Annotated in this window: 21 protein-coding genes; 7 read left to right on the top strand and 14 right to left on the bottom strand. The window is 65.9% G+C overall.

Going from position 1 to position 19,632, the window contains the following annotated elements; all coding sequences use genetic code 11:
• Positions 1-93 precede the first annotated feature (93 nt).
• On the bottom strand, positions 94-2,541 hold the full coding sequence (gene gyrB / locus FQ775_RS19510; RefSeq protein ID WP_146298807.1) for a DNA topoisomerase (ATP-hydrolyzing) subunit B: 2,448 nt from the start codon (positions 2,539-2,541) through the stop codon (positions 94-96).
• Between the two features lie 255 nt (positions 2,542-2,796).
• Between gyrB and FQ775_RS19505 the strand changes: the two genes are divergently transcribed.
• Complete coding sequence (locus FQ775_RS19505) at positions 2,797-4,167, top strand: cytochrome P450 (protein WP_146298808.1); 1,371 nt, start codon at positions 2,797-2,799, stop codon at positions 4,165-4,167.
• Positions 4,168-4,203: 36 nt separating this feature from the next.
• Here the strand turns inward: FQ775_RS19505 and FQ775_RS19500 are convergent, their stop codons facing one another.
• The 7 genes from FQ775_RS19500 to rph all read right to left on the bottom strand — a co-directional run bounded on the left by FQ775_RS19500 (position 4,204) and on the right by rph (position 9,657).
• The gene (locus FQ775_RS19500) at positions 4,204-5,031 is read right to left on the bottom strand and encodes a cyclase family protein (RefSeq protein ID WP_146298809.1); all 828 of its coding nucleotides are present in this window, start codon (positions 5,029-5,031) and stop codon (positions 4,204-4,206) included.
• Positions 5,032-5,133: 102 nt separating this feature from the next.
• Positions 5,134-5,511, bottom strand: a complete 378-nt coding sequence (locus FQ775_RS19495) for a YraN family protein (RefSeq protein WP_146298810.1) — start codon at positions 5,509-5,511, stop codon at positions 5,134-5,136.
• The gene (rsmI, locus tag FQ775_RS19490) at positions 5,501-6,412 is read right to left on the bottom strand and encodes a 16S rRNA (cytidine(1402)-2'-O)-methyltransferase (protein ID WP_146298811.1); all 912 of its coding nucleotides are present in this window, start codon (positions 6,410-6,412) and stop codon (positions 5,501-5,503) included. The genes FQ775_RS19495 and rsmI overlap by 11 nt, the downstream gene beginning before the upstream one ends.
• Positions 6,413-6,499: 87 nt before the next feature.
• On the bottom strand, positions 6,500-7,660 hold the full coding sequence (hemW, locus tag FQ775_RS19485) for a radical SAM family heme chaperone HemW (RefSeq protein WP_146298812.1): 1,161 nt from the start codon (positions 7,658-7,660) through the stop codon (positions 6,500-6,502).
• Entirely contained in the window at positions 7,657-8,310 is a 654-nt protein-coding gene (locus tag FQ775_RS19480) for a non-canonical purine NTP pyrophosphatase (RefSeq protein WP_146298813.1), read from the bottom strand. Before FQ775_RS19480 ends, hemW begins: the two co-directional genes overlap by 4 nt.
• Entirely contained in the window at positions 8,310-8,720 is a 411-nt protein-coding gene (locus FQ775_RS19475) for a VOC family protein (protein WP_146298814.1), read from the bottom strand. The genes FQ775_RS19480 and FQ775_RS19475 overlap by 1 nt, the downstream gene beginning before the upstream one ends.
• A gap of 220 nt (positions 8,721-8,940) precedes the next feature.
• A complete protein-coding gene (gene rph / locus FQ775_RS19470) occupies positions 8,941-9,657 on the bottom strand; it encodes a ribonuclease PH (RefSeq protein WP_146298815.1) in 717 nt (238 codons plus the stop codon).
• 154 nt (positions 9,658-9,811) lie between these two features.
• On the opposite strand from rph, the gene hrcA reads away from it, so the two are divergent.
• Complete coding sequence (gene hrcA, locus FQ775_RS19465) at positions 9,812-10,882, top strand: heat-inducible transcriptional repressor HrcA (RefSeq protein ID WP_146298816.1); 1,071 nt, start codon at positions 9,812-9,814, stop codon at positions 10,880-10,882.
• A gap of 113 nt (positions 10,883-10,995) precedes the next feature.
• A complete protein-coding gene (locus FQ775_RS19460; RefSeq protein ID WP_146298817.1) occupies positions 10,996-11,817 on the top strand; it encodes a methyltransferase domain-containing protein in 822 nt (273 codons plus the stop codon).
• A gap of 417 nt (positions 11,818-12,234) precedes the next feature.
• Here the strand turns inward: FQ775_RS19460 and FQ775_RS19455 are convergent, their stop codons facing one another.
• The 3 genes from FQ775_RS19455 to FQ775_RS19445 form a co-directional block, all read right to left on the bottom strand.
• Positions 12,235-12,624, bottom strand: coding sequence for a hypothetical protein (locus FQ775_RS19455; protein ID WP_146298818.1), 390 nt, complete (start codon positions 12,622-12,624; stop codon positions 12,235-12,237).
• Positions 12,625-12,660: 36 nt separating this feature from the next.
• The gene (locus tag FQ775_RS19450; protein ID WP_146298819.1) at positions 12,661-12,954 is read right to left on the bottom strand and encodes a MafI2 family immunity protein; all 294 of its coding nucleotides are present in this window, start codon (positions 12,952-12,954) and stop codon (positions 12,661-12,663) included.
• A 78-nt stretch (positions 12,955-13,032) separates the two neighbouring features.
• On the bottom strand, positions 13,033-13,233 hold the full coding sequence (locus tag FQ775_RS19445; RefSeq protein WP_146298820.1) for a hypothetical protein: 201 nt from the start codon (positions 13,231-13,233) through the stop codon (positions 13,033-13,035).
• A gap of 223 nt (positions 13,234-13,456) precedes the next feature.
• Here FQ775_RS19445 and grpE point away from each other — a divergent pair, with 223 nt between their 5' ends.
• Entirely contained in the window at positions 13,457-14,152 is a 696-nt protein-coding gene (gene grpE, locus FQ775_RS19440; protein ID WP_146298821.1) for a nucleotide exchange factor GrpE, read from the top strand.
• A gap of 52 nt (positions 14,153-14,204) precedes the next feature.
• The gene (locus FQ775_RS19435) at positions 14,205-14,840 is read left to right on the top strand and encodes a trimeric intracellular cation channel family protein (RefSeq protein ID WP_146298822.1); all 636 of its coding nucleotides are present in this window, start codon (positions 14,205-14,207) and stop codon (positions 14,838-14,840) included.
• Between the two features lie 105 nt (positions 14,841-14,945).
• On the opposite strand, the gene FQ775_RS19430 is transcribed toward FQ775_RS19435, so the two are convergent.
• Positions 14,946-15,962: an adenosine kinase gene (locus FQ775_RS19430; protein ID WP_146298823.1), complete on the bottom strand. Its 1,017-nt coding sequence runs from the start codon at positions 15,960-15,962 to the stop codon at positions 14,946-14,948.
• Between the two features lie 154 nt (positions 15,963-16,116).
• Between FQ775_RS19430 and FQ775_RS19425 the strand changes: the two genes are divergently transcribed.
• Positions 16,117-16,830: a sulfate transporter family protein gene (locus tag FQ775_RS19425; protein ID WP_146298824.1), complete on the top strand. Its 714-nt coding sequence runs from the start codon at positions 16,117-16,119 to the stop codon at positions 16,828-16,830.
• Positions 16,831-16,836: 6 nt separating this feature from the next.
• On the opposite strand, the gene FQ775_RS19420 is transcribed toward FQ775_RS19425, so the two are convergent.
• A complete protein-coding gene (locus tag FQ775_RS19420; protein ID WP_146298825.1) occupies positions 16,837-18,447 on the bottom strand; it encodes a GMC family oxidoreductase in 1,611 nt (536 codons plus the stop codon).
• Positions 18,448-18,611: 164 nt separating this feature from the next.
• Between FQ775_RS19420 and FQ775_RS19415 the strand changes: the two genes are divergently transcribed.
• Entirely contained in the window at positions 18,612-19,067 is a 456-nt protein-coding gene (locus tag FQ775_RS19415) for a DUF2214 family protein (RefSeq protein WP_146298826.1), read from the top strand.
• 24 nt (positions 19,068-19,091) lie between these two features.
• Here FQ775_RS19415 and FQ775_RS19410 read toward each other — a convergent pair whose 3' ends face one another.
• Positions 19,092-19,628: a DUF934 domain-containing protein gene (locus FQ775_RS19410; RefSeq protein ID WP_146298827.1), complete on the bottom strand. Its 537-nt coding sequence runs from the start codon at positions 19,626-19,628 to the stop codon at positions 19,092-19,094.
• Positions 19,629-19,632: the final 4 nt, after the last annotated feature.

Below are 19,632 nucleotides of genomic sequence, written 5' to 3'. Positions count from 1 at the left end.
ACAGCATCGCCTTGCCGGCAACGCTTGCCCCTTGGCAACAGCAAGATCGCAACTGGCAGATCGACGGCGCATCATGCGGGCGGGCGCCCGCCCTCAGATATCCAGATTGGCGACCGACAGCGCGTTGTCCTGGATGAATTCGCGGCGCGGCTCGACCTCGTCGCCCATCAGGCGGGCAAACAGCGCGTCGGCGTCGGTGGCGTCGGCGACCTTGACCTGCAGCAGCGAGCGCGCCTCGGGATCGAGCGTGGTTTCCCAGAGCTGCTCGGCGTTCATCTCGCCAAGGCCCTTGTAACGCTGCATGGTGATGCCCTTGCGCCCGGCAGCGAAGACCGCGTCGAGCAGCCTGATCGGGCCTGACATCGCCTCCGAAAACTCCTTGCGGCGCAGCACCGGCTGGGTGCGGTAGACCTCGTCGAGGCGGCCGGCATAGCGGTGCAGCGCGCGCGCGTCGGCGGAGCCGATCAGCGCCATGTCGAGATGGACGGCGTCCTTCACGCCGCGCACGGTGCGCTCGAAGATGAAACCACCGCTGCCCTCGTTGGAGGTCGCGGTGCGGCCTTCCCAGCCGCGCTCGGTGTCCTCCGAGATCATGTCGAGGCGCTCGGCGATCGTCTGCGCCATCTGGTTGGCGCGGCCGAGGTCGATGAAGACCTCCGGCGTGAGCGCGCCGGCGATCGCCGCCTGCTCGACCACGGCGCGGTCGTAGCGGGTGTGGAGCCCGTTGATGAGCGAACGCACGGCGAGCGCGTCGTCTATCGCGGCGCGCAGATCCTGCCCGGCGCGGACCTCGCCGCTGGCGAGCTCGAGCGCGGTCTCCTCGAGGCCGCCGGCGATCAGATATTCCTCGAAGGCCTGCTCGTCCTTGATGTATTGGGTGCTCTTGCCGCGCGTCACCTTGTAGAGCGGCGGCTGCGCGATATAGAGGTGGCCGCGCTCGATCAGCTCCGGCATCTGGCGGAAGAAGAAGGTCAAGAGCAGGGTGCGGATGTGGGCGCCGTCGACGTCGGCGTCGGTCATGATGATGATCTTGTGGTAGCGCAGCTTCTCGGGGTTGAACTCGTCCTTGCCGATGCCGGTGCCGAGCGCGGTGATCAGCGTGCCGATCATGTCGGACGACAGCATGCGGTCGAAGCGGGCGCGCTCGACATTGAGGATCTTGCCGCGCAGCGGCAGGATCGCCTGGTTCTGGCGCGAGCGGCCGCCCTTGGCCGAGCCGCCGGCCGAATCGCCCTCGACGATGAAGATTTCCGACTTGGCCGGATCGCGCTCCTGGCAGTCGGCGAGCTTGCCGGGCAGCGAGGTGATGTCGAGCGCGCCCTTGCGCCGCGTCAGTTCACGCGCCTTGCGGGCCGCCTCGCGGGCGGCGGCGGCCTCGACAACCTTGGTGACCAGGGTTTTCGCCTCGCCCGGATGCTCTTCGAGCCAGGTGTTGAGCGCCTCGTTGACGAGGCCCTCGACCACCGGGCGGACCTCTGAGGAGACCAGCTTGTCCTTGGTCTGCGAGGAAAATTTCGGATCCGGAACCTTTACCGAGAGGACCGCGGTCAGCCCCTCGCGGCAATCGTCGCCGGTGAGCGAGACCTTCTCCTTCTTCACGATGCCGGCGTTCTCGGCATAGCCGGTGACCTGGCGCGTCAGCGCGGCGCGGAAGCCGGCGAGATGGGTGCCGCCGTCGCGCTGGGGGATGTTGTTGGTGAAGCAGAGCACGTTCTCGTGGTAGGAATCGTTCCACCACATGGCGACCTCGACGGTGATGCCGTCGCGCTCGGCGCGGATCGAGATCGGGACCGGGATCAGCGACTTGCGGGCGCGGTCGAGATAGCGGACGAACTCCTCCAGCCCGCCGTCGTAGAGCAGTTCGTGAGTGACGACGTCGGCGTGGCGGCGGTCCGACAGGACGATGCGCACGCCGGAATTGAGGAAGGCGAGCTCGCGCAGCCGGTGCTCCAGCGTGCCGAAGTCGAACTCGGTCTTCGAGAAGGTCTCGGGCGAGGGCAGGAAGGTGACCTCGGTGCCGGTGTCGGAACCGGCATCGCCGGTGACGGCGAGCGGCGCGTCGGCGACGCCATGGGTGAAGCTCATCTCGTGCAGCTTACCGGCGCGGCGGATGGTGAGCTTGAGCGATGTCGAGAGCGCATTGACGACGGAGACGCCGACCCCGTGCAGGCCGCCGGAGACCTTGTAGGAGTTCTGGTCGAACTTGCCGCCGGCATGGAGCTGGGTCATGATCACCTCGGCGGCGGAAACGCCCTCGCCGGGGTGGATGTCGGTCGGGATGCCGCGGCCATTGTCGGTGACGGTGACAGAGCCGTCCGGGTTGAGCGACACCGTCACCCGGTCGGCATGGCCGGCCAGCGCCTCGTCGATGGCGTTGTCGACCACCTCGTAGACCATGTGGTGCAGGCCGGAGCCGTCATCGGTGTCGCCGATATACATGCCCGGGCGCTTGCGGACCGCATCGAGGCCCTTGAGGACCTTGATCGATTCCGCGCCATATTCGGGCTCGGCGCCTGGCCGTGTCTCGGACGATTCGCTCATGGACTACCGCTGTTTTCTGCCGCTGGGACGGCGCGCCCGCTTCACCCCGAATCACGCGCCGGAAGATGCCCGAGATATAGGGGTTTCGTGGCCAAATTCCAAATCGGCGCGGGCTTTTGCCGCTGCTGCCGGCGACCTTTCCAGAGGCTTCCGCAACGCGGCCCGCTCATCTTGCCGCGTGAGCGAAAATTTGCCGAAACTTTGCGGCGATCCTAAGTTGTCGGGCAGATGATTGCGTCCGCCCGGAAGACGACCATGGACACCTCGCCCGCCCCCTTCGTGCCGCCGGCGCCGAAGCCGCGCAGCTCGCCGCCCTCGACGCTGCAGATGATCCGCATCGTCTACAGGAACCCGCTCGAACTGTGGGGCGAGCCTTCCTACAACGAAAAATGGATATCGATCACCACCGGGATCGGCGGGCCGCTGGTGATCGCCAACGATCCGCGGCTGATCAAGCGGGTGCTGGTCGACAACGCGAAGAACTACAAGATGGCGCGGGTGCGCCAGAAGATCCTGCGGCCGATCCTGCGCGACGGGCTGCTGACGGCCGAAGGCGAGGTTTGGAAACGCTCGCGCAAGGCGATGGCGCCGGTGTTCACGCCGCGCCATATCCACGGCTTTGCCGGGCCGATGCTGGAACGGTCGCGGCTTTTTGCCGAGCGCTACGAAGACGGCGCAACGGTCGACGTCGCCCGCGACATGACCATGCTCACCTACGATATCCTGGCCGAGACGCTGTTTTCAGGCGAGATCGCCGGCGAGGCCGGCAGTTTCGCCAAGCAGGTCGACCATCTGTTCGAGACGATGGGCCGCGTCGACCCGCTCGACCTGCTCGGCGCACCGGACTGGCTGCCACGCATCACGCGGCTGCGCGGGCGCAAGACGATGGCCTTCTTCCGTCAGATCGTCGCCGACACAATGGCAATGCGCAAGGATCGGCTGCGGGCCGACCCGGACGGGGTGCCCAACGATTTCCTGACGCTGCTCCTTAAGGCGGAGGGCCCGGACGGGCTCGGCGCCGACGAGATCAAGGACAACATCATCACCTTCATCGGCGCCGGCCACGAGACGACGGCGCGCGCGCTCGGCTGGACGCTCTACTGCCTGGCCGAGGCGCCATGGGAGCGCGACAGGGTCGAGGCCGAGATCGACGCGGTCACGGCCGGCGAACCGGACCCGGTGAAGTGGCTGGAAAAGATGCCGGCGACGCGCGCCGCCTTCGAGGAGGCGATGCGGCTCTACCCGCCGGCGGCCTCGATCAGCCGCGAAGCGGTGGAGGAGGACAGGTTCGAGGACCTCCGCATCGTCAAGGGTGCGCAGATCCAGGTGATGCCTTGGACGGTGCACCGGCACCGCAAGCTCTGGGACAACCCGGAAGCCTTCATGCCGGCGCGCTTCCTGCCGGAAAACCGCGACCGGATCGATCGCTTCCAGTATCTGCCGTTCGGCGCCGGGCCGCGGGTGTGCATCGGTGCCAGCTTCGCCATGCAGGAGGCGGTGATCGCGCTCGGCGTGCTGTTGTCTCGCTACCGCTTCGACACGGTCGCCGAAACGAAACCGTGGCCGGTGCAGAAGCTGACGACACAGCCCGAGGGCGGGCTGCCGATGCGGGTCAGCCGGCGCTAGCACAGAGCGCCGGCCAAACAGCTGCCGCGCGCCGCCTCAGACCATGGCGAACAGCCGCGACGGGCCGCCGGTGCCGCCGCGCAGCTTGGGCGCGCCGACGATTAGGGTCGCGCCGCTGGCCGGCAGGCTTTCCAGGTTGGCGACACATTCCAGCCCCCAGCGCCCCGAGGGCAGCCAGGCGTAATGGACGGCGAAATCCGGCGAAGGGCCATGGTCGAGCGACAGCGTGTCGACGGCGATGCCCTTGACCGAGGGCGCCTCCATCAGCATCTCAGCCGCCTCGATGTGGAAGCCGGGGAAATGCATGATCTTGCCGTCGGCATCCGGATTGCGAAACTTGTCAGTGCCGAGATGCGCGCCCCAGCCGGACAGCATCGCCACGCAGGCGCCTTCGGGAATATCGCCATTGGCGCTCGTCCAGGCCAAGATGTCGTCGGGCGTGACCTGTGCGTCGGCGTTTTCGGCTGCCTTCTCGCGAATGTCGACGATGACCAGCGGGCAGACGAGATCGTCGACGGGGATTTCGGCAACCGACCTGCCGTCGGCCGAAAAGTGCAAAGGCGCGTCCATGTGCGTACCGGTGTGCTCGTTGAAGCGCCACTCGTTTATGTTGAACTTGTGCTCGTCATAATTGAAGAGCACCTCTTTGAACAATTGCTGCTGATTGAAGAAGGTCGGGAACTCCTCGTAGAGCTCGTGGGTCAGGTCCTCGGCCCTGGTCGGCATCGCCTTCTGGGCGAAAAGCGGCGCAGGCGCGGCGGCCGATGCTACGGCGGCCGCGCCGGCGACGGCCGAACCCTTGAAGAAGTCGCGGCGCGAGAGCATTCGCTCCTTGACGCTGTCGATGACGCAGTGATGGCACATTTCGATTACTCCTGAGGGAATGATCCTGCCGCATCAGCGGCAGAATGGTCCCGACAGGCTGTTGACGCAAGGGAAGGCATGCCCCGTGTCGCGGATGCTGCTTCAGAAGCGGCCGGAAAAGACGTTCTCGACGTGGACCGGCCAGCGCCAGGGCAGGATGGCGACGAGGTCGAAGCGGACGGAAAGGCGGGCGTAGTCGCGCTGGCGCGACAGCCACATGTCGGCCGCACCCTCGATGCGGCGCGCGGCGAGCGGCCCGACCGCCTCCATCGCCGCGGCGAGCGTCGGACGCGCCTTGACCTCGACGAAGGCAACGAGATCGCCGCGCCGCGCGATCAGGTCGATCTCGCCGAGCCGGGTGCGGTAGCGGCGTGCGACGATGCGGTACCCCTTGGCGCGCAGCGCCAGCGCGGCAAGGCGTTCGCCGTAATGGCCCTTGCGGTAGGCGCGTTGCCGGCGCGCGGGGCCGTCAGCTTCCACGATTGCTTTCCTTGAGGGCGACCAGGCGGCGGTAAAGCTCCTGCCTCGCCAGCCCGGTCTGGCGCGCGGCCTCGGCCGCCGCCTTCGCCGCCGGCATCTCGGCGACCAGCGACAACAGCAACGCGTCAATGTCGACATCGACCGGTGGTGCCCCAGCCTCGGGCGGAGCGACGCAGACCACCACCTCGCCCTTCGGCGCGCCGGCTTGATCATAATGCGCAGCAAGTTCGGCGAGGGAACCTCGGCGGGTCTCCTCGAAGGCCTTGGTGAGTTCGCGGCAGACGGCGGCGCGGCGCGCGCCGCCGAGCGTCTCGGCCATGGCGGCGAGCGAGGCGGCGAGGCGGCGGGGCGATTCCAGAAAAACGAGCGTGCCGGGAACGGGCGCGATTTCCTCCAGCCGGGTGCGGCGCTGGCCGGCCTTCACCGGAAGGAAGCCGGCAAAGAAGAACGCGTCCGAAGGCAGGCCGGAGGCGACGAGCGCGGCCAGCACGGAAGATGCGCCGGGGATCGGTACGACCCGGTGACCGTCTGCGATCGCCTCGACGGCGAGCCGGTAGCCGGGATCGGAGACCAGCGGCGTTCCGGCGTCGGAAACGAGCGCGACCGAACCACCATCGGAGAGCGCCGCGAGCAGGCGCGGGCCGGCCTCGGCGGCGTTGTGCTCGTGGTAGGCCATCATCCGGCGCCTGATCCCGTAGCGTTCGAGCAGGATTCGGGTGACGCGCGTATCCTCGCAAGCAACGATGTCGGCGCCGGCCAGAACCTCGAGGGCACGCAGCGTGATGTCGGCGAGATTGCCGATCGGGGTTGCGACCAGATAAAGCGCCGACTCCAGCGGCCGCGCCGTCATTTCGGCCTGTCCGATCACATAACCGCGCTTCTTGCCGGGCCTCTCGTCCATGCCGCTCCGGTTCCGCTTCGACCGCCGAGTCTTCGCATGTGCGCACCGGCTTGCAAAGTTGCCGGCAGCGCAACGCTGGCGACGCGCTCAGCGCGCCAGGTCGGCGACGACGGCGTCGAGCACGATCATGCCAGCCGGGGTGGCACGCAGGCGCGAATTGCCGATCGGCGCCAGCAGCGCCTCGCCCGCCAGCAGCGCGATGCGGTCATTGGCGAGCGGCTTGCCGGACAGTGCCTCGTAGCGGGCAAGGTCGATGCCCTCCGCAAGGCGCAGCCCCATGAGCAGGAACTCGTCGGCCTCCTGCGAGCGGGTCAGGATTTCGCCGTCGACGACACCATGGCCACGATCCTCGACCAGGCCGCACCAGGTCTCTGGATGGCGCTCGGTGATGGTGACGATGCGTCGGCCGTCCTCGACAAAACGGCCATGGGCGCCGGGGCCGACGCCGACATATTCGCCATAACGCCAGTAGACGAGGTTGTGGCGGCTTTCCGCGCCGGGGCGGGCGTGGTTCGAAATCTCGTAGGCGGGCAGGCCACGCGCGGCGGTGACCTGCTGCGTCATCCGGTAGAGTTCGGCGGCATGCTCGCCGTCGGGCACGGCGAACTTTCGCGCGGCATGGAGCGCGAAGAAGGGCGTGCCTTCCTCGATGGTCAACTGGTAGAGCGACAGGTGATCGGCGGCGAGAGCGATCGCCTGTTCCAGTTCCGCGCCCCACGCCTCCGGGGTCTGGCCGGGGCGGGCATAGATCAGGTCGAAGGAGAGGCGCGGGAAGGTGTCGCGGGCAATCTCGATGGCGCGGCGCGCCTCGGCGACGTCGTGCAGCCGGCCGAGGAACCTCAGGTCGGCATCGTTCAGCGCCTGCACGCCGAGCGAGACGCGGGTGACGCCTGCGGCGCGGTAGCCGCGGAAACGCTCGGCCTCGACAGAGGACGGGTTGGCCTCGAGAGTGACCTCGGCATCACCGGCGACGGTCCACAAGCGCCCGATCGCGTCGAGGATCGCGCCGACGGTCGCAGGCTGCATCAGCGACGGCGTGCCGCCGCCGATGAAGACGCTGGTGACCTCGCGCGGGCCGGTGCGGGCGCGCATATGGGAAAGCTCGGCTTCGAAAGCGCGCACGAAATGCGCCTGGTCGACCGGCTGGTGACGGACATGGCTGTTGAAATCGCAATAGGGGCATTTGGCGGCGCAGAACGGCCAATGCACATAGACCCCGAATCCGGGAGCGCGGTCGGGGTCGGTCATGCCGGTTCCAGCATCGCGGTAGCGAATTTGGCGAAGGCGCGGGCGCGATGCGACAGGCCAAGGTCGCCGCGGCCGGCTTCCCAGGCGTGTTTTTCGCCGGCGCTCATCTCGCCGAAGGTCTGATCGTAGCCGTCGGGCTTGAAGACGGGATCGTAGCCGAAGCCCCGGTCGCCGCGCGGCGGCCAGACAAGCGTACCTTCGACCTCGCCGCGAAAATATTCGGCATGCCCGTCCGGCCAGGCAAGGCAGAGCACGGCAACGAAGCGGCCGGCGCGCTTGTCGGCCGTGGTTGCGTCCTGCTCCTGAAGGCGGTCCTCGACCGTCCGCATCGCCATCAGAAAGTCGCGCCCGGAACCGTCGGGCTTCTCGGCCCAGTCGGCGGTGTGGACGCCGGGCTCGCCGCCAAGCGCGTCGACGCACAGGCCCGAATCGTCGGAAAGTGCCGGCAGGCCGGTGGCCAAGGCGGCCGCAAAGGCCTTGGTGTAGGCGTTTTCCTCGAAGGTGGTGCCGTCCTCGGGCGGCTCGGGAAGACCGTAGTCACCCGCCGACTTCGCCTCCAGCCCGTATGGCGCGATGAGCTCGGAAATCTCGGCCAGCTTGCCCTTGTTGTGGGTGGCGACCACGATCCTTGTCGTATCGAGACGGCGCATCAGAGGCCCCAGATTTTCGGTTCGGCGAATTCGAGCGAATTGCCGGCGGGATCGCGGAAATAGATCGAGCGGCCACCCTGCGGCCATTCGAAATCGGCCTCAATCGCCACGCCGGCATTCTGAAGACGGGCTTTCCAGCGTACGATTTCGTCGCCGGAAGCGGCAAAGCAGAGATGGCCGGGCCCGCGCGCGCCGTGCGGCGGCACCGGCAGGCGGGCATCCTGCGCCGGCGGTACCTCGGTCGCTTCGGCATCGAAGAGCAACACCAGGGCGCTCCCACAGCGGAAAAAAACGTGGCGGCCCTCGACTGCGGAGATGCGCGTCAGTCCCAGGGTCTCGCCGTAAAAGGCCTCGGCTGCGTCGAGGTCGTCGACATAGAGCGCGGCTTCGAGGATGGCGGCGGGGGTCATGGCGCACTCCGGGCAGGCAGGAGAGGCGCTCGGTCGCGCCCCCCTCTGTCCTGCCGGACATCTCCCCCACAGGTGGGGAGATCGGACGGCTGCAAGGACTTCGCCAACTGCCGGGGGCCGGCAGAGAGCGCCTTCGACAGCGACGGCAAATCCGCCACCTGACGAGCACGATGCCCGGCAAGCGTTTGAACGGCACGGTCAAGCACCGAGGCCATCGGCCCTACCCGATCGCCATCTTCTGCAGTTCGACGAGTCGGCCGATGCCCTTGCGGGCAAGCTTCATCAGTTCGGAGAACTGCTCGTCGGTGAAGGGCTCCCCCTCGGCCGTGCCCTGGATCTCGACGATGCCGCCCTTGCCGGTCATGACGAAGTTGGCGTCGGTGCCGGCGGCCGAGTCCTCCAGATAGTCAAGATCGAGCACCGGCTCACCATCGTGGAGGCCGCAGGAGATGGCCGCGACATGGTCCTTCAGCACTTTGGAGACCGAGGTCATGCTGCGCACCTCCATCCAGGCGAGGCAGTCGTGCAACGCGATGAAGCCGCCGGTGATCGAGGCGGTGCGGGTGCCGCCATCGGCCTGCAGCACATCGCAATCGACAGTGATCTGGACCTCGCCCAGCGCCTCGAGATCGACGACGGCGCGCAATGAGCGGCCGATCAGGCGCTGGATTTCGAGCGTGCGGCCGCCCTGCTTGCCGCTGCTGGCCTCGCGTCGCATGCGGTCGCCGGTCGAGCGCGGCAGCATGCCGTATTCGGCCGTCACCCAGCCGCGGCCGGAATTGCGCAGCCATGGCGGCACCCGCTCCTCGAGGCTGGCCGTGCACAGGATGTGGGTGTCGCCGAACTTGACCAGGCAGGAGCCCTCGGCATGTTTGGAGACGCCGCGCTCGAAGCCGATGGCGCGCATCTCGTCGGGCTTCCGTCTGGAAGGGCGCATGATGTGATTCCCGTTCAGGCTTTGCTTGAGAAGGCGCTTTTAGCGGTCCGGCCAGCGCGACGCAAAGGAAAAGCCGGCATTGCGGGCTTTGCCGGTGCCCTGTGGAGGACTATATATTGCCTCAGGCTATCGTCATGGCAGACCACTTGAGAACATGACCAAACCGCTGCTCGATCAGACACTTGAAGCGCTCGACAGCCGCTCGCGCGACATCTTCCGGCTCATCGTCGATTCCTATCTGCGCGACGGCGACCCGGTCGGCTCGCGCAATCTGTCACGCATGCTGCCCTCGTCGCTGTCACCCGCGACGGTACGCAACGTGATGAGCGATCTGGAGCATCTCGGGCTCATCTATTCGCCACACATCTCGGCGGGCCGGCTGCCAACGCAGAAGGGCCTGCGCTTCTTCGTCGACGCCTTCATGGAGATCGGCGACCTGTCGGAAGACGACCGGCGTGTCATCGAGGCGCAGGTCAAGGCCTCGGGCAGCGACGCCTCGCTGGAGCACATGCTGACCGAGGCGAGCCAGATGCTCTCGGGCATGTCGCGCGGCGCAGGGCTGGTGCTGGCGGCCAAGAGCGAGACCGGGCTGAAACATATCGAGTTCATCCAGCTGGAGCCGCAGAAGGCGCTGGCGGTGCTGGTTTCGCAGACGGGAGACGTCGAAAACCGCATCATCGAACTGCCGGCCGGGGTTACGGCGGCGCAGCTTCACGAGGCGTCGAACTTCCTCAACGCGCATATCCGCGGCCGCACGCTGGGCGAGGCGCGCGCGGAGATCGCACGGCTGATGGAGGAGACCCGTGCGGCCCTCGACACGCTGTCGCAGGATCTCGTCGAAAAGGGCCTCGCGGTCTGGGCCGGCGCGGACGCCGGCGCGCCGGCGCGGCTGATCGTGCGCGGGCGCGCCAATCTTCTGGAAAACCTCACAGCCGAGGCCGACATCGAGCTCCTGAAACATCTGTTCGACGATCTGGAGACCAAGGAAGGGCTGGTGCAACTCCTGAACCTTGCCGAGGAAGGCTCGGGCGTGCGCATCTTCATCGGTTCCGAAAACAAGCTCTTTTCGCTGTCGGGCTCATCGCTGATCGTGGCGCCCTATCGCGACCAGGAATCGCGGGTGATCGGCGCGCTCGGCGTGATCGGTCCGACCCGGCTCAACTATGCGCGCATCGTGCCGATGGTCGACTATACGGCGCAGGTGATCTCGCGGCTGATGCAGTAGGCGTGCGGCGTGGCTGCCTGTGCCCGTCGCTGGCCTCGGCTTCAAAGGACATCGTTTCCGACATAATGTGGGTGGGCTGGCGAAAACCGCCACGACGGTCGCAGGGCAGGATCATGGGTTCAGACGAAGACTTTGCCGCGCTGGAACGGCGTGGATGGGCCGAGGAAGAAACAGCCAAAGCCTATGCCAGAGATTTTGCAAGGGCATCCGAAATGGCGGTTCCTCGCCTTGTCTCCGATGTGATGGCCAAGCGTGGAATGAAGGTGCTCGATCTGTGTTGCGGTCAGGGCATCGTCGCGCGTGGCCTGGTTGAAGCCGGCGCCGAGGTAACGGGGCTAGATTTTTCACCCGCCATGCTGGTCATTGCCTCCGATGAAGTCCCAGAGGCGACCTTTGTCGAAGGCAACGCTATGGCTATGCCCTTCGAAGATGCGTCCTTCGACGCAGTGACAATGGGTTTCGGAATGCCGCACGTACCAGATCCGCCGGCAGCGATGGCAGAGGCCCGCAGGGTCTTGAAACCCGGCGGCCGCTTCGCCTACTCCGTCTGGCAAGACACCGAACTTTCGGCTTTCACCTACGTTTTCACGGCCATCGGCAGACACGGGTCGCCGCACATCACCTTGCCGCCCGGACCCGGCGCAACCGATTATGCCGATCCGGCGCGTGCATTTCCGGCGATGGAGGCGGCAGGCTTCACGGAGGTAAGTTTGGGCGAGGTCGACAGCCGCTGGCACATCGACAATCCGGGCGCTCCCTTCGATTTCTTCCTTGAGGGAACCGTACGGGGAGGTTCGCTCCTACGTCCGCAACCGGCCTCGAGCAAGAAAGCGATCCGTTCTGCGGTCGCTGACATCGTGATGGCGAATCATGGACCAAACGCACCCTGGGACGTTCCCATGCCGTCCGTAGTTGTTTCAGGCACGGCGGAATGATCGCAGAACGAGCATAAGCCACGGTGACCGTCCTTGACGCCGCGTCCGACGCCTGTCCGCAGCGTATATGACCGCATTGCCCGACCAGTGCACTTCGCAAGCCGTCACCGCCACCTGTCCTTCCCCTTAGGCCTGCGCACGGTGTTCCTGACGACCTAGTCTAGACCTTTCGGATACCGATGTTTCTCGGTCGCGCTGGGCATGCCGCATGTTTGACGGACCCAGGCCGATCAATGCTTGTCTTGGGATCGATCAGGGCACTGACGTCCTGCGTGTACGGCTCGAGCCTCCCGCACGAGTCAAGCGCTCGTGCGGAGACCACGCTCAGGCTTATGCAAAGATACCGAATGCAACGTTAGGTAGGCGGTTGAGGGCGATCCCGTCGGCGCAAGGGAGGGGTATTCACTCAGCGTGATCCTAGATGAGCCCATCCAGGCCTGCGTCGATACGTTCCAGAGCCCGCAACAAGGTGCCGCTCGCAAAAGCTGGCGCCAATGCGCCTTTTGCCCATCGATCACCAGATATGTTGATCTTGAGGCGCAGAAGCAACTCCGCCGTTTCGATGCCGTCGAGAGCGCCAACGTCGATCGGGAGCCAGGCTTCGCTGGAGTGCCCATGGCGTCGCAGAAACTCTTGCAATTCCGGGGCCGGAGGGTTCAAGCTCCAAGCAAAACGAGCGATCTTGTCTCGCACCGGGTGATAACTCAGCGAGGCAGGGGAGAAAAACTCCTCGGATAGCAGTCCTCTCAGTTCGGACAAGATCGCGTTCAACAGCTGGCGCGCGTCGTCTCTAGGGAGATTTTCCATGCAGCGGAGTCCTGCGATCTAGGCGTACTTTCGATTCTATTCGGACCTTCGATAAATACAAAAGTCCAGGTAGTTGAGTTTTCCCAATACCTCCTTCGTCACAACGAACTCTATTTCTAGGCTATCAAGCTTTGCCGGGTGGCCCGCGTCGAAATTTGTTGCAACGACCTCAGCATTCTCCCGCTCTATCTCTGTAGGCTCGCTTTCCATATAGAATCGAAATTTGGCTGAAACCCCGCGGTAGCCGAATGCGATGGCCCGCATGTGCCGGGTAACTTCTCCGCTGATAGAGCGCAGTGCCAAGACAATTATGTCGTCCGGTGGTTTCATCGCGGAGACTCAATCACCTTGCTTCGAAGCGATGAATAGCCGCCAATCGACTTAATCCAGGAAATCCCATGATATCTCTCATTTGAACATCGCAACGGTCTGTTCCGACAGCTCCAACGGAACCTCGACCCTATGGAGGGTTACTTCGCGGCTTCGTTTCGTATCGTCGCGGAAAATCTCCAATACCAAATCGCCGTCGATCAAAAGCTGGACACCGATTCCGTCGCGATCGCCTACTTCGCTTGCGATCATCCAGGTTATCTTCGGCTCGGCGGCCATGGAACCTCTGAGTACGTGGCGAGATGAAGAAGTTTGCCCAAGGATCAAGGTCGCATACCGGCGACGAAACAGAAACAGCGAATACCGAGGTAGAATGCAGTGCTTTGCCCGTGCCGCGTCAACAGCACCACCTCTCTACTCGACCCCACCCCTTGATTTTTGGCCTCCAAGACTCGATATCGGGCGCGAAACCAACCAGTTTTGCGACATACGGGATCAGTCGATGAGCGACCATCCAAAGGATGAACACGGCGCCGGGGACAAGGCGGAAAACCCCGACATCGCCGCCGCCAAGAGCCAGTACGCCGAAATGGGCTCGGATGCGGCGGCTGAGGCCGCCGAAACCGGTGACGCCGAGGAAGCCTTCGACGCCGAGCGCGAGGCGCTGCTGCGGCTTGCCAAGGAGAACGAGGAGCTGAAGGATCGCGCCCTGCGCCTGGCGGCGGAGATGGAAAACCTGCGCCGACGCACCGCGCGTGACGTCAGCGACGCCCGCAACTACGCGATCGCCAATTTCGCCCGCGACATGCTGTCGGTCTCCGACAACCTGCGCCGGGCGCTCGACGCGATCCCGGCCGAGGCGCGCCAGGAAGGCGGCGCCGGCTTCACGGCGCTGATCGAAGGCGTGGAAATGACCGAGCGCGCCATGCTTTCCGCACTTGAGCGGCACGGGGTGAAGAAGATCGAGCCCGAGGGCGAGAAATTCGATCCCAACTACCACCAGGCGATGTTCGAGGTGCCCAACGCGGATGTGCCGGCCAACATGGTGGTGCAGGTGGTTCAAACCGGCTACGTGATCGGCGAGCGGGTGCTGCGGCCGGCGATGGTCGGCGTCTCCAAGGGCGGACCCAAACAGGCGGCCGGCAGCGGCGAGCCGGAACCGGGGCCGATCAACGAGCAGGCCGAAAAGGACGCCTGATCTTTCAGGCGACCCGGCCTTCGGCTACCGATAGGGCGGGAGGCGCTGCCGGATGGACCCGATCCTTTTGCTCGACTATGCCGGGGTGGCGGTGTTTGCCGCCACCGGCGCGCTGGCGGCCTCACGCAAGGAACTCGACTTCATCGGCTTCCTGTTCCTGGCCGGGGTGACCGGCATCGGCGGCGGCACGCTGCGCGACGTCGTGCTCGGCGACCTGCCCGTGTTCTGGGCGGAAAACCCCGACTATCTGCTGGTCTGCGCGACCGTGGCGGTCGTGATCTTCTTTTCCGCGCATCTGGTTGAATCCCGCTACAAGCTGCTCCTGTGGCTCGATGCCCTGGGGCTGTCGGCCTACAGCGTCATGGGCGCGGCGATGGGGCTGGCGGCGACCGGTTCGCCTGCGGTGGCGCTGGTGACGGGCGTGATGACGGCGACTTTCGGCGGCATCCTGCGCGACTTGCTGGCGGGCGAGCCGTCGGTGCTGCTGCGGCCGGAAATCTATGTGACGGCGGCGCTTGCCGGCGCGGCAAGCTTCATCGCGCTGTTTTCGGCCGGGGTCGAACTGACGCTGGCGGCGATCGCCGCCTTCGCCATCGCCTTCCTGGTGCGGGGCGGCGCGCTGCGCTTCGGCTGGACCTTCCCGCGCTACAAGAGCCGGCCGGGGCGGCGGCCCGAGGACATTCCCTGAGCCTCGAGCCGTTCATCGTTTCAAAAGAATCGTCGAACGGCTCTGACCGCTTGTTCCTGCGCAGTTCCGGACGGAGAACCGGTTTCCACTTATCCCGGAATTGCTTTAGGCCGCGTCCGGCGCCAGCAGTCCCGACTGCTCGGCAGCCTGGCGCAAGTTCTTCTGCGGGCGCGGGCCGATCTGCTGGATCACGATTCCAGCGGCAAGCGAGCCGAGGCGGCCGCAATCGGCCAGGCTGCGCCCGGTCACGTAGCCATAGAGGAAACCGGCCGCATAGAGATCGCCGGCGCCGGTGGTGTCTACCAGTTCGTCGATCGCGATGGCCTCGATGGGGATGATCTCGCCGCCGCGCACGATGACCGAGCCAAGCTCGGAACGGGTGACGGCAGCGAGCTTGCAGTCCTTGCCGATCTGTTCGAGGCCGGCTTCGAAGGACGAGGTCTGATAAAGCGATTTCAGCTCGCTCTCATTGGCAAAAACGATATCGACCGTGCCCGAGCGCATGAGCTCAAGGAACTCGTCGCGGTAGCGGTCGACGCAGAAGGAATCCGACAGCGACATGGAGACTTCGCCGCCGGTCGCGTGAGCATATTGCGCGGTCAGCCGGATCGCGTCCTTGGCGCGCGGCGGATCCCACAGGTAACCCTCGAAATAGACGAGCTTCGCCTTCTCCGCCTTGTCGCGCTCGACATCTTCCGGTCCGAGCTCGACGCAGGCGCCGAGATAGGTATTCATGGAACGCTCGCCATCGGGCGTGACGAAGATCATCGAGCGCGCCGTCGGCGGTTCGCCCTCGAGCGGGCGGGTGTCGAAAGCCACGCCCTGGGCGCGGATGTCGTGCGCGTAAATCTTGCCAAGATGATCGTTGGAGACCTTGCCGAAGAAGGCCGAGCGGGCGCCAAAGCTGGCAATGCCGGCCGCCGTGTTGCCGGCGCAGCCGCCGGAGGCCTCGATCGCCGGACCCATTCGGCCGTAAAGCAGTTCGGCGCGTTCGGCATCGATCAGGTTCATGGCGCCCTTCACGATGCCATTGGCGACAAGGAAGTCGTCATCACAGCGCGCGAACACGTCCACAATCGCATTTCCGATACAAAGCACGTCAAACTGTTTGGCTAAGGTCACCTTCACGTTCCGTTGGTTGTTGAGGGGAAGTGCCCGCCGGTTTAACGCATCGCCGACAGGATACAAGGCCCCCGGCCGCGTGAGCCGCGAGTAGCGACGGCTTGCGGGCGCCCTTCGGCCTCCCTATGTCGCGAGCAGAGCGACGGAGAATGCAATGATCCTCGAGGCAGCACGCGCGGCGGCCGGTCACCTGTTCACGGCCGAGTTCCGGGCCGTGTTCTGGAAGTCGCTCGGGCTCACCGTGCTGGCGCTGGTGGCGCTGTGGTTCGGGCTGCAGCAGACGTTCGACGCGCTGGCGATGCCGTGGATCGACGCCCTTTTGCCGGGTTTTCCGGCATGGGCCGGCTGGCTCGGCACGATCGCGGCGATCGCGGCCGGCATCGGACTGGCGATCGGCCTCGCACTGCTCGTCGCGCCGGTGACGGCGCTGGTCGCCGGGCTGTTCCTCGACGACGTCGCCGAACTGGTGGAGCGGCATGATTTTCCGCTCGAACCGCCCGGGCGGGCCTTGCCGACGGGCCAGGCGATGTGGCTGGCCGTCAAGTTCTTCCTGGTCGTCGTCCTTGCCAATCTGGTGGCGCTGCTGCTGCTCCTGATCCCCGGCGTCAACATCGCCGCGTTCTTTCTGGTCAACGGTTACCTGCTCGGACGCGAATTCTTCGAGTTCGCTGCCATGCGGCACCGTTCCGAAACCGACGCCAAGGCGCTCAGGCGCCGGCATGCCGGCATGGTGTTCGTGGCGGGGCTGGTGATCGCCGCCTTCCTCGCCGTGCCGCTGCTCAACCTTCTGACACCGCTTTTCGCGGCGGCGATGATGGTGCATCTGCACAAGACGCTGTCGGCCGACTTGCCGCGCACGATAGCCTGACGCCGCTCAGGCGGCGTCGGCTCGGATCATTTCGGCCGCCTTTTCGGCGATCATGATGGTCGGAGCGTTGGTGTTGCCCCCGACAAGCGTCGGCATGATCGAGGCGTCGACGACCCGCAGGCCTTCGAGCCCGTGAACGCGCAATCTCGGATCGACGACAGCCATGTTGTCGGTGCCCATTCGGCAGGTGCCGACGGGGTGGTAGATCGTGTCGGCGCGGGCGCGGACATGCTCCATCAGTTCGGCGTCGGTCTCGTCGCCACGCAGATAAAGCTGCTTGCGGCGATAGCGCTCCAGGGCCGGGGCCGAAAGGATCGACCGCATCATCTTTGCACCCTTGAGCATCAGGGCGGCATCGCGCTCGTCAGAGAGATAGGCCGGGTCGATCTCCGGCGGCGCGAGCGGATCCGCGCTTGCCAGCCTGACCGCGCCACGCGAATGTGGCCTAAGCACGCAGACATGGCAGGAAAAGCCGTAACCGGCGTGGAGGCGGCGCGCATGGTCGTCGACGACCGAGATGACGAAATGAAGCTGCAGATCAGGGCGCTCCACGCCGGGGTCGGACTTCAGGAACGCGCCGGCTTCGGCGAATGGAGTCGCGATCATGCCCGCGCCGGTGCGCCGCCATTGCAGGATGTGGCGCAGGATGTTGACGCCGGCGCCGAACCCGAGACCGAACATGTCGGTGTCGGCCGATTTCCACGACATGATGAAATCGAGGTGGTCCTGCAGGTTGCTGCCGACACCCGGCAGATCCTGGACCGGGGCGATGCCGTGCCGGGCGAGTTCGTCAGGCGCGCCGACGCCCGAGAGAAGCAGGAGTTGCGGCGAGCCGAAGGCGCCGGCCGAGAGGATCACCTCGCGCGAAGCCTCGACCCGTTCGTCACGGCCGCCACGCCGGTAGCGCAAACCCACCGCGCGGCTGCCGTCGAATACGATCCCCGTCGCATGGGCCCTGGTCAAGACCGTCAGGTTCGGCCGGTCCATGACCGGGTGCAGATAGGCGGCGGCGGCGGAGCAGCGCTCGCCCTTGCGCGGCCCGTCCCAGAACTGCGTCACCTGGTAAAGCCCGGCGCCTTCCTGTTCGGGGCCATTGAAATCGGCATTGCGGCGCACCTGCGACTGCGCACAGGCCTCGACAAAGGCACGGCTGATGGCGCGCGGGCTCTGCTGCTCGCCAACCCGGAGCGGGCCTTCGTCGCCGTGCAGCGCATCACCGCCGCGCTGGTTGGCCTCGGCGCGGCGGAAGAGCGGCAGCACGTCTGACCATCCCCAGCCCTCGCAGCCTGCCGCAGCCCAATCATCGTAATCGCCGGGATGGCCGCGGACATAAAGCATGGCGTTGATGGCGCTGGAACCGCCAAGCGCCTTGCCGCGCGGCTGATAGCCGCGGCGACCGCCAAGTCCGGGCTGCGGGACCGTCGAAAAGGCCCAGTTGTTGATCTTCGGCCGTCCTGGCAGCAGCGCGACAACGCCGGCCGGCGCGCGGATAAAGAGATCGCGGCCCTCGCGCCCGGCTTCGACCAGGCAAACGGAGATCGAAGGGTCTTCCGAAAGGCGCGCGGCGAGGGTTGCTCCGGCGGAGCCGCCGCCGGCGATCACATAGTCATACGGCATCGAAGTCCCCTCCCAGGACCGGCCGGTTGCACCGACCTCTCTGACGCCATGAGAGCAGGCCGCCAAGCGGGTGTAAAGCGGTCGTCACTTGATATTGACACTGTCAAGATCGATGCCTATGTCCGACGGACACATGCAACCCGAAACGTCATGGAGCGTCCGACATGATCGCCGACTTCGTGCTGGCCTCGATCCATCACGTGCTGGTCTTTTCGCTGGCCGGCATCATTGCCGCGGAGTGGATGCTGATCCGCCCCGGCCTTACCGGCAACGCGCTCGGGCTGCTGGCCAGCATCGACCGCGTTTACGGCGGGGTCGCCATGCTGGTGCTGGCGGCAGGATTTCTGAGAGTCTTCCATGGCACCAAGGGCTCGGAGTTCTATCTCGAAAACCCGGTTTTCTGGACCAAGATCGGCCTGTTCGCGCTGGTCGGGCTGCTGTCGGTGCCGCCGACGCTCAGGATCATGCGCTGGGGCAAGGCACGGCGTGAGGACGCCGGCTTCGTCGTGCCGGAGACGGAGGTGCAGGCGATGCGGCGCTACGTGCACGCCGAGGCGGCGCTGTTCCTGCTGATTCCGGTCGCCGCCGCGGCCATGGCCCGCGGCTACGGCTACATCTGACCGGAAAAGCCCAGGCAGGCGAGATCAGGCGGCGGGGCGGCGGCGCCAGGAGTAGCGGGCGCCCTTGTCGGCCGGCTTCGCCGCCGGCTGGTAATAATGCGGCAGGCCGCCGACACGGCCGGCCTCGAGCCGGGCGAGCGCGGTCGGATGCGAGACCTCGAACTCGTCGAAACCGGTCCTCAGCATCAGCGGAATCTGGTCGATCAGCACCTGGCCGGTGGCGCGCAGCTTGCCTTGATAGCCATAACGGCTGCGCAGCAGTTCGGCCTTGGAGAAGCTGCGCCCGTCATTGAAGGCCGGGAAAGCGAGCGCCACCAGCGGAATGTCGGCAAGGTGGCCGGCAATCTCGGCAAGCTCGTCGCCCGGCGCCAGAAGCACGCCGATGCGGCGGGCCTGGGCGGCGCGGGTTTCCGCGTCCAGGCCCTTCCAGACCGCGAGCGGCAGGATGACACCGCCATTGCCGGCGAGCCCCTCGGCATCCTTGGCATGGCGCCATTCGTCATCATGGAACCCGTCCTGGGTCCAGAGCCGCGCAGCGGTCTCGTTCGCAGTCTCGGTCATCAAA

It is taken from the genome of Nitratireductor mangrovi (assembly GCF_007922615.2).
Classification (GTDB): domain Bacteria; phylum Pseudomonadota; class Alphaproteobacteria; order Rhizobiales; family Rhizobiaceae; genus Mangrovimarina; species Mangrovimarina mangrovi.
Note: the sequence above shows the minus strand (reverse complement) of the source record. Positions and strands in the feature narration are given on the sequence as shown.